A 12,828-nucleotide genomic window follows, 5' to 3' on the forward strand; every position below is an offset into this window, starting at 1 on the left:
GCGCCCCTTGCGGCGTTGCAGCATGGGTGGATGACAAGTGCCGTGCGTGTTCGACACGGTGTCTGTCAACGCGCCGCGCCCCGGCACCGGCGCGCGCCTTTGCGGCACCTGTGTCACAAACGCACCTTTCCTGTCACGCATGTCGCAAGTACGCGGGCCTTGCGTCACACCCCGCGCACAGGCCCTGCCCCTCCTCACTCCGGGTCGTTGACCGGACACAGGCTTTGTGATCGCCGGCGCAGCGCACGGTCCCCCCGACGACCGCCCCAGGTCGCCGCCGCGGCGCGCGCGAGGAGGTGCAAATGATGACCGACCGAATTCTCTGGTCCTACAAGGAGATCGCCGCACACATCAAGGTGCAGCCGGACACCGTGCGGTCCTATCGCAAGCACGGGCTGCTGCCGCCGCCCGACCATGTGGAGGGCGGCAAGCCCTTCTGGTACCCCGACACCGTCCGGGCCTGGGTGGAGTCCCGGCCGGGCAACCGTGGGCGCAGAACGGACTGACCTCCCGGAAAAGCAGCTGTGCCCCACCCCACGCGTGGGGCACAGTCGTGCCATGAGCGACTTCTCCGCCAAGCCCGTACTGACCGGCGACCGGACCGTGCTGCGGCCGTTCACCGAGGCCGACGCCGCTGTCATGCGGGAGATCATCGAGGACCCCGAGGTCCTCCGCTTCACCGGCGAGTCCTCCGACGAGTTCACCCTGGAGCGACTGCGCTCCTGGTACGGCTCCCGCTCCGACCAGCCCGACCGCCTCGACCTCGCCGTCACCGATCGCGCCACCGGCGAACTCGTCGGTGAGGTCGTCCTGTACGAGTGGGACGCCAAGGCCCGCAGCTGTACGTTCCGCACGATCATCGGGCCCCGGGGGCGCGACCGAGGACTCGGCACCGAGGCCACCCGGCTCATCGTGGGCCACGGCTTCGAGCAACTCGGCCTGCACCGGATCGAGTTGGAGGCGTACGGTCACAATCACCGTGCCCTGCGGGTCTACGAGAAGGTCGGGTTCGTGGTGGAGGGCGTGCGACGGGAGTCCGACCTGAGGGACGGCCAGTGGGTCGACTGGGTGATGATGGCCGTCCTCGAACACGAGTGGGCGTCCCACCGCGGCCACGCCGACGTCACCGCCCCCACCGACCGCACCGCCCTCAGCTCCAGGGCTCGATGACCGTCGCCCCCGCCCCCGGTGCCGTCCCGAGTGCCGCCAGCGCCGACGGCACCGCGTCCAACGGGATCGTCGACGTCACCAGCAGATCCGGCCGCAGCACCCCCGCCCGGACCAGCTCCAGCATCGGCGGGTAGGTGTGCGCCGCCATGCCGTGGCTGCCCAGGATTTCCAGCTCCAGGGCGATGGCACGGGCCATGGGCACCGGGGTGGTGCCGGACTCCGAGGGCAGCAGCCCGACCTGGATGTGCCGGCCCCTGCGGCGCAGGCCGTTGACGGACGCGGCGCAGGTGACGGGCGAGCCGAGGGCGTCCAGGGAGAGATGGACGCCGCCGCCGGTCAGGGCGTGGATCGCCGCGGCCGTGTCGGGCACGCCGGACGCGTCCACACACTTCGCCGCCCCGAACTTCCGCGCCAGGTCCAGGGCCTGTGGTGAGACGTCCACCGCGACGACCCGTGCGCCCGACGCCGCCGCGATCATCACCGCCGACAGGCCCACCCCGCCGCAGCCGTGCACCGCGACCCACTCCCCCGCCGCCACCCGGCCCTGCTGCACGACCGCACGGAACGCCGTGGCGAACCGGCAGCCGAGCGAAGCCGCCGTCGCGAAGGACATCCCGTCGGGCACGGCGACGAGGTTGACGTCGGCGTGGTCCAGCGCCACGTACTGCGCGAAGGAACCCCAGTGGGTGAAGCCGGGCTGCGTCTGGCGCTCGCACACCTGCTGGTCGCCCGCCGCACACGCCCCGCAGCTGCCGCAGGCGCACACGAACGGGACGGTGACCCGGTCGCCGGGGCGCCAGCCGGTCACCCGGTCGCCCACCGCCTCGACGACACCGGCGAGCTCATGGCCCGGCACATGCGGCAGCGCGATGTCCGGGTCGTGCCCCTGCCAGCCGTGCCAGTCACTGCGGCACAGCCCCGTGGCCTCGACGCGCACGGTCACTCCGTGGGGGGCGGGGTGCGGATCGGGCACCTCACGCACCTCGGCCGCTTCCCCGTACCGCTCGAACACCACAGCCCGCATCCCGGTCTCCTTCGATGGCTCGTTCGCCTCCGGCGCGCCCCTCCGGCTCTCGCACGGCGACGCGTCGGCACAGTCGACCTTGGTGGGCCATGACCGTCAACGGTGCGCGCCACCTACCACCAACACCGTCATCCCCGGTGACCAGCGCAACGCTATCCCCGCGCGGCCACCTTGTCCCGCTCCTGCGTGGGCTCCGGCTCCGCCGCCGGGGCCGCCGCCTGCTCTCCCTCGCTGAGGCCGAAGCGGGTGTGGAAGCGGCGCAGCGGCCCCGGGGCCCACCAGGTCGCCCGCCCCGTGAGGCGCATGACCGCCGGCACCAGGAGGCTGCGGACGATCATCGCGTCCATCAGCACCGCCAGGGCGATGCCGAGGCCGAGCATCTTGGTGTTGGTCACCCTGGAGGTGCCTATCGCGACCATCACCACCGCGAGGATCACGGCGGCGGCGGTTATCAGGCCGCCGGTGCGTTGCAGGCCGTGGCGGACGGCCTGGTCGTGGTCGCCGGTCGCGTCGTACTCCTCCTTGATGCGGGAGAGCAGGAACACGCCGTAGTCCATGGACAGGCCGAAGGCGACGCAGAACATCAGCACCGGGAGCGTCGTCTCGATCGAGCCGGGACTGGTGAAGCCGAGCAGGCCGGACAGATGGCCATCCTGGAAGACCCAGACCACCGCGCCGAACATCGCCGTCAGGCTCAGCGCGTTGAGCACGACCGCCTGGATCGGGATCAGCACACTGCCGGTCAGCAGGAACACCAGCAGCAGGGTGACGATCACGATGAAGGCGGCGGCCAGAGGCAGTTGCTCGGCTATCGCGTCCTTGGAGTCGACCAGGACCGCCGCCGCGCCGGTCACCTCGGTGTCGAACGGCGCCTGTGTGGCGCGCAGTTCGCCCACCAGGTTCTGGGCCGGGTCGTCCACGGCCTCGCCCTTCGGCAGCACCGTGAAGTACGCCGCGTCGCCCTTCACCAGCGGTCCGTCGACCCGGAGCACCTCCGGGAGAGCGGCGATCCGCTCCTTGTAGTCGGCGTACTGCGCCTGCGTGGCCCGCCCTTCGGCGAAGACCTCCAGGCCGCCGCCGGGGCTGCCCGGGAAGCCGTCGCGGATGTGCTGCTGGACCACGTGCGACTCGGCGCTCGACGGGAGCTGGCGGTCGTCGGCGGTGCCGAACTTCACGCCCAGGAAGGGCAGTCCGAGCAGGACCAGGACGGCGGTGGTGCCGAGGGCGAAGAACGGGGCGCGGCGCATGACGACGTTCGCCGTGCGGGTCCACCCCCTGCCCCCTGTCGAGCCGGCCCCCTGATCGGATGCCTCACTCGACTGATCGGATGTCTCACTTGACCGGTCGGATGCGCCACTCGATCGGTCGGATGAGCCACTCGATCGATCGGATGCATCACTCGCCGTCTTCGGCCGCCCGCGCCGGAACAGGCGACGCAGGTCCAGGGAGTTGACCCGGTGGCCGAGCAGGACCAGCGCCGCGGGCAGCAGGATCAGCGCGGCGGCCGCGGCCAGCACCACCACCGCTATTCCGGCGTAGGCGAAGGAGCGCAGGAAGTACTGCGGGAAGAGCAGCATCGCCGCGAGCGAGACCGCGACCGTCAGGGCCGAGAAGAGGACCGTGCGGCCGGCCGTGCGCAAAGTCGTCCCGACCGCCGCCAAGGGCTCGGCGCCGGTGGCGAGTTCCTCGCGGAAGCGGCGGACGATGAACAGGGCGTAGTCGATGGCGAGGCCCAGGCCCAGGGCCGTGGTGAGGTTCATCGCGAAGACCGACACATCCGTGATCTCGGTCAGGCCGCGCAGCACCGCGTTCGTGCCGAGGATCGCGACGATGCCGATGCCGAGCGGCAGCAGGGCCGCGACCGCGCTGCCGAAGACCATCACCAGCAGCACCAGGGTGACCGGCAGGGCGATCATCTCGGCCCGGGTCAGGTCCTCCTGGATGATCGTCTGCATCTCGTGCCGCACGGCGACCGGGCCGCCGACGCTGACCTCCACCGGGCCGTGCGCACCCCGGAACTCCGGCGCGAGGCGGTCCAGGGTCTCCCCCATCTCCTTCTCCTCGCCCGTGAGGCGGGCGGCGATCAGGGCCTCATGGCCGTCCTCGGCGCGCAGGGCGGGAGCCGACGCGGCGTCCGCACGCCAGTAGGAGCCGACCCCTATGACGCCCTTCTCGGCAGCCAGTCGCTCCGTGAGCCGCCGGGCCTCGGCGGCCACCGCGGGGTCGTCCACGGAGGCGCTGCCCGCGTCCACCAGGAGCAGGAGGTTGGGCTGGGAGGCGGGGAACTCGCGCTCCAGTGCCTTGGTGGCGTACGTCGACCCGGCGTGCGGGTCCTCCCAGCCGCCGCTGCCCAGCCGGTCGGCGACGCCGCTGCCGGCCACCACCGCGAGCGCGGTCAGCACCAGGGCCACGAGCAGCGACAACCGGGGGCGGGCCGTCACGAAGCGGGTCCAGCCTCCGATGCGGGGTGGCCTGTTGACTTCGGTCATTGTGCGGTGTCCCCTTCACCCTGATCCATGCTGCTCACGCCTGTGCATGCGCCCGATCCACGTGGGCACAGCCAGGCAGCATGGAGTCGTAGCTGCCATAGACTGGCAAACACGAGAGATCGCTCGCGTTTCTCCAGAATGCGAGCGACCACTCGCGTTTGTCAATCGCGTTCGGAGAACTGGGGATAACGCGTGCCCGCCAACCGGGAGAAGGCCAATCAGGACCACCCTGGCCATCAGGAGCACCAGGAGAAGGACCAGCCGCGCCGCCGCCAGGCCCGCGGCGAGCGCCGTATCGCCCAACTGCTGGAAGCCGCGGCCACCGTCTTCACCACCAGCGGCTACACGGCGGCCAGCACCAACGCCATCGCCCGCGAGGCGGGCGTCTCACCAGGCACGCTGTACCAGTTCTTCCCGAACAAGGAAGCGATCGCGATCGAGCTGGGCGAGCGGCTCATGCACGAGATGCGCGAGACATACGGCGAGGCGCTCGCACCGGTCGACCCCACGACGCCCCTGGAGGAGGCGGTCGGCTCGGCCGTCGACCGGTTCATCGCCTTCAACTGCGAGCACCCGGTGTTCTTCGCGCTGATGCACGGCCCCGACATCCCCGGCCGCATCACCGAGGAGCACGACGCCCTGCACGCGACCCTGCTCTCCCGGATCGAGGGCCTGCTCTCCTCACTCCTGCCGGACACCCCGCCGGCCGACCTCGCCCGGACCTCACACATGTGCCTGGGCATGTACAAGGCGGGCCTGGAGCTGGTCCTCGCCCACGAGGGCGCCGAGCGCGACGCCTATGTCCAGGAGCTGAAGAACGCCCTGGCCCGCTATCTCGACCCGCTGGTCGGCGAGAGACTCGGGCACGCCGACCCCTCCTGAAGGCCCCCGCCCCTCCTGAAGGCAACCCGCCCCCTCCTGAAGCGGCTCGGCTACCCCCGGAGCGCAGGCCCCGTCACATCCTCGACCCCTCTTGGAGAAATACCCCGTAGGGGTATACCGTGGAGTACGGAGGGCCTCTCGTGGGCCCCTCAGCCCCACATGCCTCGACGAGGAGAACGACATGACCGCCCAGACCGGCACCCCGGGTTCCGTCACCGCCGTCTACAAGGTGAGCGGCATGAGCTGCGGGCACTGCGAGGGTGCCGTATCCGGCGAGATCTCCGAACTCCCCGGCGTCGGCTCGGTGAAGGCCGTCGCCTCGACCGGCGAGGTCACCGTCGTCTCCGAGGCCCCGCTGGACGAGGAGGCCGTCCGCGCGGCGATCGACGAGGCGGGCTTCGAACTGGTCGCCAAGATCTGAGCCGGACATGCCCCGCACCACCGACCAACCGCCGATACCGGGACCGGCCGGCACCGCCGACACGACCGGCGGCACGCCGGCCACCACCGCCGGTACGCCAGGCACGCCTGCCGCTACGCCCGGCCCGCCCGCCGGCACCCACAGCGCCCCCGGCACTCCCACCGCCCCCACCGCCCAAGTAGAGCTCCTCATCGGCGGAATGACCTGCGCCTCCTGCGCGGCCCGCGTCGAGAAGAAGCTCAACCGCATGGACGGCGTCACCGCCACGGTGAACTACGCGACGGAGAAGGCGAAGGTCAGCTACCCCGCGGGCACAGAGGTCGCCGACCTCATCGCCGTGGTGGAGAAGACGGGGTACACCGCCGAGGAGCCCGCTCCCCCGCGGCCCGCGCCGGAGCAGGCCCCGGAAGACCCCGAACCGGTCGCCTACCGCCACCGCTTCACCGTCTCCGCCCTGCTCACCGCCCCCGTCATCCTGCTGTCGATGATCCCGGCCCTGCAGTTCGACAACTGGCAGTGGCTCGCGCTCACCCTCGCCTCGCCGGTCGTCGTCTGGGGCGGACTGCCCTTCCACCGCGCCGCGTTCACGAACGCCCGGCACGGTGCGGCGACCATGGACACGCTGATCTCGATGGGCACGCTGGCGGCGTTCGGCTGGTCGCTGTGGGCGCTGTTCCTCGGTGACGCGGGCATGGCCGGTATGCGCGACGACTTCGAGTTCACCGTCGCGCGCGTGGACGGCGCCTCGCAGATCTATCTCGAAGTCGCCTCCGGGGTGGTCACCTTCATCCTCCTCGGCCGCTATCTGGAGGCCCGTGCCAAGCGGCGCGCGGGAGCGGCTCTGGGGGCCCTGATGGAGCTGGGGGCCAAGGACGTGTCCGTGCTGCGGGACGGCCGTGAGGTCCGGATTCCCGTCGGCCGGCTGGCCGTCGGCGACCGGTTCGTCGTACGGCCCGGCGAGAAGATCGCCACCGACGGCACCGTCGTCGAGGGCTCCTCCGCGGTGGACGCCGCCCTGCTGACCGGCGAGTCCGTGCCGGTGGACGTGGCGGTCGGGGACGCGGTCACCGGCGCGACGGTCAACGCGGGCGGGCGGCTCGTCGTCGAGGCGACCCGGGTCGGCGCCGACACCCAGCTCGCGCGGATGGCGAAGCTGGTGGAGGACGCGCAGAACGGCAAGGCCGAGGTGCAACGGCTCGCCGACCGGATCTCCGCGGTGTTCGTACCCGCGGTCATCGTGCTCGCGGTCGCGACCTTCGGCGCCTGGCTCGGCATCACCGACGACACGGTCGCCGCCTTCACCGCAGCGGTCGCGGTACTGATCATCGCCTGCCCGTGCGCCCTGGGCCTCGCCACGCCCACTGCCCTCATGGTCGGCACGGGACGCGGGGCGCAGCTCGGCATCCTCATCAAGGGCCCCGAGGTGCTGGAGTCCACGCGCCGGGTCGACACCGTCGTCCTGGACAAGACCGGCACGGTCACCACGGGCCGTATGACCCTCCAGAAGGTGTACGTCGCCCTGGGCGCCGACGAGGAGCAGGTGCTGCGGCTCGCGGGCGCCGTGGAGCACGCCTCCGAGCATCCCGTCGCCCGGGCCGTGGCCGCGGGTGCCGAGGAGCGGGTCGGACGGCTGCCGGCGGTCGAGGGGTTCGAGAACGTCCCCGGGCGCGGCGTACGCGCGCGCATGGAGGGCCGTGACGTGGCCGTGGGACGCCTTTTCGAGGCGCTGCCCACCGAGCTTGCCCGGGCCCGGGAAGAGGCCGAGAGAGACGGTCGTACGGCCGTGGTCGTCGGGTGGGACGGGGCGGCACGCGGCGTCCTCGCCGTCGCGGACGCGGTGAAGGAGACCAGTGCCGAGGCGGTGCGCGAGCTACGCGCGCTGGGGCTCACCCCGGTGCTGCTGACCGGGGACAACCGGGCGGTCGCCGAGGCGGTGGCGCAGGCGGTCGGTATCGATCAGGTGATCGCGGAGGTCCTGCCCGAGGACAAGGTCGAGGCCGTACGGCGGCTGCGGCGCGAGGGGCGGTGCGTCGCCATGGTGGGTGACGGCGTCAACGACGCGGCAGCGCTCGCCACCGCCGATCTGGGTCTCGCCATGGGGACGGGCACGGACGCGGCGATCGAGGCGAGCGATCTGACGCTGGTGCGCGGGGATCTGCGGGTGGCCGCGGACGCGATCCGGCTGTCCCGCAGGACGCTGGCCACGATCAAGGGCAACCTGGTGTGGGCCTTCGGGTACAACGTCGCCGCGTTGCCGCTGGCCGCGGCGGGGTTGCTGAACCCGATGATCGCGGGTGCCGCGATGGCCTTTTCGTCCGTGTTCGTGGTGACGAACAGTCTGCGGCTACGGACGTTCCGGTGAATTCGTAGTAAGAACCCCACTGGGCCCCTCTGGAGTCCGACGCCCAGCTCACATAAGCTCTTCACAAGGCTCACGCATCATCCTTACGCTTGGGTCCCGATCGCCATATCGGGGCTCTTGCGCATCTAACGGACATATGCAAGAGACGCAGATCACAGTGATGTGAACGTAACCATCGAAGGGGTTCGAAGGTCTAAGTTGACGATGTCAGACGGCGTCTTGGGGGGCGCCAACTGGCATCTGAGGATGTCTTGGGGGACTTCCTCAGAGTTGCGTTGCCGGGGCACGTACATCGGGAAGCTTTGAGCGGCCCTCCCGACCGTGCGCTGTCCCGGCAGACCGCACACCTATGAGTACGACGAGTTTTGCTCGTTCTGCTCAAACGGCAACACAGAAAGACAGCGATTCAGGCGCTGCTCTCTCAGACGCCCGGCCGGATCCCGTGGGGGGAATCCGCACCGGGACATGGGAAGGCGCCCTGGACGTCGGCCCGTGGGGGGACCGCCGCCAGGGCGCCTTCTTCTATCCGTACGCGGTCGGCGGCTTCCGTCGCCCGTACACATCCGCCGGCCGCACACGCACAAGAGCCCCGCACCCGACCGAAGTCAGGTACGAGGCTCTGACAGCGAGACTCAGCGAGCCTCGACGGGAACGAAGTCGCGCTCGACGACGCCCGTGTAGATCTGGCGCGGGCGGCCGATGCGGGAACCCGGCTCCTTGATCATCTCGTGCCACTGGGCGATCCAGCCCGGCAGGCGGCCGAGGGCGAACAGGACCGTGAACATCTCGGTCGGGAAGCCCATGGCCCGGTAGATCAGGCCGGTGTAGAAGTCGACGTTCGGGTAGAGGCTGCGCGAGACGAAGTAGTCGTCGGAGAGCGCGTGCTCCTCCAGCTTCAGCGCGATGTCCAGCAGCTCGTCGGACTTGCCGAGGGCCGAGAGGACGTCGTGCGCGGCGGCCTTGATGATCTTGGCGCGCGGGTCGAAGTTCTTGTAGACCCGGTGGCCGAAGCCCATCAGGCGGACGCCGTCCTCCTTGTTCTTCACCTTGCGGATGAAGGAGTCGACGTCGCCACCGCTCTCCTGGATGCCCTCCAGCATCTCCAGGACGGACTGGTTGGCACCGCCGTGCAGCGGGCCCCACAGCGCCGAGATGCCGGCCGAGATCGAGGCGAACATGTTGGCCTGCGACGAGCCGACCAGGCGGACCGTCGAGGTCGAACAGTTCTGCTCGTGGTCCGCGTGCAGGATCAGCAGCTTGTCGAGGGCGGCGACGACGACCGGGTCGAGCTCGTACTCCTGCGCCGGGACCGAGAAGGTCATGCGGAGGAAGTTCTCGACGTAGCCGAGGTCGTTGCGCGGGTAGACGAACGGGTGGCCGATCGACTTCTTGTACGCGTACGCCGCGATCGTCGGAAGCTTGGCGAGCAGCCGGATCGTCGAGAGGTTGCGCTGCTTCTCGTCGAACGGGTTGTGGCTGTCCTGGTAGAACGTGGACAGCGCGGAGACGACCGACGACAGCATGGCCATCGGGTGGGCGTCGCGCGGGAAGCCCTTGTAGAAGTTCTTGACGTCCTCGTGCAGCAGGGTGTGCTGCGTGATGTCGTTCTGGAAGGTCGAGAGCTCGTCGACGGTGGGCAGCTCACCGTTGATCAGCAGGTAGGCCACCTCCAGGAAGGTGGAGCGCTCGGCCAGCTGCTCGATCGGGTAGCCGCGGTAGCGGAGGATGCCCGCCTCGCCGTCGAGGTAGGTGACGGCGGATTTGTAGGCGGCGGTGTTGCCGTACCCGCTGTCCAGCGTCACCAGACCGGTCTGGGCGCGGAGTTTGCCGATGTCAAAGCCCTTGTCGCCGACGGTGCTGTCAATCACCGGGTAGGTGTACTCGCCGTCGCCGTACCGCAGTACTACAGAGTTGTCGCTCACGTCTTCCCTCACCGACGTTGTGCCTCATCTTCGAGGTTGCCCTGACTGTCTCTACCCTCCCCCATTCGGCTCAGGAGAGTGCACTCGGGGTCGACCATTGGGCCTATTGGCGGCACTGAGTGCCGCCAACCTGCCATCCTGCCCCCTGTTTTCCCCATCTGGAAGTGCTCTGTGACCTTCACGACTCGTTTGATCGATCATTTTTTTCGATGCCTCACGAATCGCCAGGTCAGGAGGGGGTCCGGTGACGGGCCGGAAGCAGGGTCAGGAGCCCGCGAGCCGGAAGTCGAGCGCCGTGCAGCGCCGTCCCGCCGACACCGTGCGCACCGCCTGGCCGATCGCCTTGCGTGATCCCACGAGCACGACCAGCCGCTTGGCGCGGGTCACCGCGGTATACAGCAGGTTCCGCTGCAGCATCATCCATGCTCCCGTGGTGACGGGGATCACCACGGCGGGATATTCACTTCCCTGCGAGCGGTGAATGGTCACCGCGTAAGCATGCGCAAGTTCGTCCAGTTCATCGAATTCGTACGGCACCTCCTCGTCCTCGTCCGTCAGCACCGTGAGGCGCTGGTCGACCGGGTCGAGCGAGGTGACCACGCCCACGGTGCCGTTGAAGACGCCGTTCTTCCCCTTCTCGTAATTGTTGCGAATCTGGGTGACCTTGTCGCCGACACGGAAGACCCGGCCGCCGAACCGCTTCTCCGCCAGATCGGGCCGCCCGGGCGTGATGGCCTGCTGGAGCAGACCGTTCAGCGTGCCCGCGCCGGCCGGTCCGCGGTGCATGGGGGCCAGCACCTGGATGTCCCGGCGCGGGTCGAGGCCGAATTTGGCCGGAATCCGACGGGCCGCCACGTCCACCGTGAGCCGTCCGGCCTCCTCCGTCTCGTCCTCGACGAAGAGGAAGAAGTCCTTCATGCCGTCGGTGACGGGGTGCTGTCCGGCGTTGATCCGGTGCGCGTTGGTCACCACGCCCGACTGCTGGGCCTGCCGGAACACGCGCGTGAGGCGGACGGCGGGGATGGGGCCGCCGTCGGCGAGCAGGTCCCGCAGGACCTCCCCCGCGCCGACGCTGGGCAGTTGGTCGACGTCCCCGACGAACAGCAGATGGGCGCCCGGCGGTACGGCCTTGACCAGCTTGTTGGCCAGCAGCAGGTCCAGCATGGACGCCTCGTCGACCACCACCAGGTCGGCCTGGAGCGGACGGTCCTTGTCGTAGGCCGCGTCGCCCCCGGGCTTGAGCTCCAGGAGGCGGTGGACGGTGGAGGCCTCGGCTCCGGTCAGCTCGGCCAGGCGCTTGGCGGCGCGGCCGGTGGGGGCGGCGAGCACGACCCTGGCCTTCCTGGCGCGGGCCAGCTCCACGATCGAGCGCACCGTGAAGGACTTGCCGCAGCCCGGGCCGCCGGTGAGGACGGCGACCTTCTCCGTGAGCGCCAGCTTCACGGCGGCCTCCTGCTCCGGGGCGAGGTCCGCGCCCGTACGCCCCTTCAGCCAGCCCAGCGCCTTGTCCCAGACCACGTCGCGGAAGCCCGGCATCCGGTCCTCGTCGGTGCGCAGCAGGCGCAACAGCTGGGCGGAGAGGGAGAGTTCGGCCCGGTGGAAGGGGACGAGGTAGACGGCGGTGACGGGGTCGCCCGAGGCGCCGTCGGGACCGGGGACCTTCTCCCGTACGACACCGGGGTCGCCGCCGTCCTCCGGGACCTGGGCCAGCTCCGCGAGGCACTCGATGACGAGCCCCGTGTCGACCTGAAGGAGCTTCACCGCGTCCGCGATCAGCCGCTCCTCGGGGAGATAGCAGTTGCCCTGGTCGGTGGCCTGCGACAGCGCGTACTGCAGGCCCGCCTTCACACGCTCCGGACTGTCGTGCGGGATGCCGACGGACTGGGCGATCTTGTCGGCGGTGAGGAAGCCGATGCCCCAGACGTCGGCGGCCAGCCGGTAGGGCTGGTTCTTCACGACGGAGATCGAGGCGTCGCCGTACTTCTTGTAGATGCGGACGGCGATGGACGTGGACACCTCGACCGTCTGGAGGAAGAGCATGACCTCCTTGATCGCCTTCTGCTCCTCCCAGGCGTCGGCGATCTTCCTGGTGCGCTTGGGTCCGAGCCCGGGGACCTCGATGAGGCGCTTGGGCTCCTCCTCGATGATCTTCAAGGTGTCCATGCCGAAGTGCTGGGTGATGCGGTCGGCGAAGACCGGGCCGATGCCCTTGACCAGGCCGGAGCCGAGATAGCGGCGGATGCCCTGCACGGTGGCCGGCAGCACGGTCGTGTAGTTCTCGACGGTGAACTGCTTGCCGTACTGCGGGTGGGACCCCCAACGCCCCTCCAGCCGCAGCGACTCGCCCACCTGGGCGCCGAGCAGCGCGCCGACGACCGTGAGCAGATCGCCGCCGCCCCTGCCGGTGTCGACGCGGGCGACCGTGTAGCCGTTCTCCTCGTTGGCGTACGTGATGCGCTCCAGGACGCCTTCGACCACTGCGAGCCGCCGTTCGCCCGTGGCACTCCCCGCCTGATTGGACATGATCCGACGGTACCGGCCGGGTCCGACAACGCGGG

At 70.0% G+C, this 12,828-nt stretch carries 9 protein-coding genes; 5 read left to right on the top strand and 4 right to left on the bottom strand.

Going from position 1 to position 12,828, the window contains the following annotated elements; genetic code table 11:
* Positions 1 to 305 precede the first annotated feature (305 nt).
* Positions 306 to 506, top strand: coding sequence for an AlpA family transcriptional regulator (locus ACIA8X_RS06280; RefSeq protein WP_093908480.1), 201 nt, complete (start codon positions 306 to 308; stop codon positions 504 to 506).
* Positions 507 to 558: 52 nt separating this feature from the next.
* A complete protein-coding gene (locus ACIA8X_RS06285) occupies positions 559 to 1,170 on the top strand; it encodes a GNAT family N-acetyltransferase (RefSeq protein ID WP_393451840.1) in 612 nt (203 codons plus the stop codon).
* Here ACIA8X_RS06285 and ACIA8X_RS06290 read toward each other — a convergent pair.
* Positions 1,151 to 2,194 (bottom strand): zinc-dependent alcohol dehydrogenase family protein, encoded by a 1,044-nt coding sequence (locus ACIA8X_RS06290; RefSeq protein ID WP_399457865.1) that lies wholly within the window; start codon positions 2,192 to 2,194, stop codon positions 1,151 to 1,153. The two genes, ACIA8X_RS06285 and ACIA8X_RS06290, sit on opposite strands and share 20 nt — an antisense overlap.
* A 152-nt stretch (positions 2,195 to 2,346) precedes the next feature.
* Positions 2,347 to 4,683, bottom strand: a complete 2,337-nt coding sequence (locus ACIA8X_RS06295; protein ID WP_393451846.1) for an MMPL family transporter — start codon at positions 4,681 to 4,683, stop codon at positions 2,347 to 2,349.
* 192 nt (positions 4,684 to 4,875) lie between these two features.
* Between ACIA8X_RS06295 and ACIA8X_RS06300 the strand changes: the two genes are divergently transcribed.
* The 3 genes from ACIA8X_RS06300 (at position 4,876) to ACIA8X_RS06310 (ending at position 8,348) form a co-directional block, all read left to right on the top strand.
* On the top strand, positions 4,876 to 5,565 hold the full coding sequence (locus ACIA8X_RS06300; RefSeq protein WP_393451849.1) for a TetR family transcriptional regulator: 690 nt from the start codon (positions 4,876 to 4,878) through the stop codon (positions 5,563 to 5,565).
* A 181-nt stretch (positions 5,566 to 5,746) separates the two neighbouring features.
* On the top strand, positions 5,747 to 5,986 hold the full coding sequence (locus ACIA8X_RS06305; protein ID WP_393451852.1) for a heavy-metal-associated domain-containing protein: 240 nt from the start codon (positions 5,747 to 5,749) through the stop codon (positions 5,984 to 5,986).
* Between the two features lie 7 nt (positions 5,987 to 5,993).
* Complete coding sequence (locus ACIA8X_RS06310) at positions 5,994 to 8,348, top strand: heavy metal translocating P-type ATPase (protein ID WP_393451854.1); 2,355 nt, start codon at positions 5,994 to 5,996, stop codon at positions 8,346 to 8,348.
* A gap of 632 nt (positions 8,349 to 8,980) precedes the next feature.
* Here the strand turns inward: ACIA8X_RS06310 and ACIA8X_RS06315 are convergent.
* Positions 8,981 to 10,270 carry a citrate synthase gene (locus ACIA8X_RS06315; RefSeq protein ID WP_093908326.1) on the bottom strand — a complete coding sequence of 430 codons (1,290 nt, stop codon included), beginning with the start codon at positions 10,268 to 10,270 and terminating at the stop codon, positions 8,981 to 8,983.
* Between the two features lie 264 nt (positions 10,271 to 10,534).
* Positions 10,535 to 12,793: an ATP-dependent RecD-like DNA helicase gene (locus ACIA8X_RS06320; protein WP_399457866.1), complete on the bottom strand. Its 2,259-nt coding sequence runs from the start codon at positions 12,791 to 12,793 to the stop codon at positions 10,535 to 10,537.
* Between the last annotated feature and the right edge of the window lie 35 nt (positions 12,794 to 12,828).

Origin of the sequence: Streptomyces sp. NPDC051738 (genome assembly GCF_044453205.1) — a bacterium.
In the GTDB taxonomy this organism is placed as follows: domain Bacteria; phylum Actinomycetota; class Actinomycetes; order Streptomycetales; family Streptomycetaceae; genus Streptomyces.

What these genes read in the sequence shown, in the direction of transcription:
- ACIA8X_RS06305 (WP_393451852.1), top strand. Translation starts at nt 5,747, where the DNA reads ATGACCGCCCAGACCGGCACCCCGGGTTCCGTCACCGCCGTCTACAAG.
- ACIA8X_RS06285 (WP_393451840.1), top strand. Translation starts at nt 559, where the DNA reads ATGAGCGACTTCTCCGCCAAGCCCGTACTGACCGGCGACCGGACCGTG.
- ACIA8X_RS06320 (WP_399457866.1), bottom strand. Translation starts at nt 12,793, where the DNA reads ATGTCCAATCAGGCGGGGAGTGCCACGGGCGAACGGCGGCTCGCAGTG.
- ACIA8X_RS06290 (WP_399457865.1), bottom strand. Translation starts at nt 2,194, where the DNA reads ATGCGGGCTGTGGTGTTCGAGCGGTACGGGGAAGCGGCCGAGGTGCGT.
- ACIA8X_RS06310 (WP_393451854.1), top strand. Translation starts at nt 5,994, where the DNA reads ATGCCCCGCACCACCGACCAACCGCCGATACCGGGACCGGCCGGCACC.
- ACIA8X_RS06280 (WP_093908480.1), top strand. Translation starts at nt 306, where the DNA reads ATGACCGACCGAATTCTCTGGTCCTACAAGGAGATCGCCGCACACATC.
- ACIA8X_RS06295 (WP_393451846.1), bottom strand. Translation starts at nt 4,683, where the DNA reads ATGACCGAAGTCAACAGGCCACCCCGCATCGGAGGCTGGACCCGCTTC.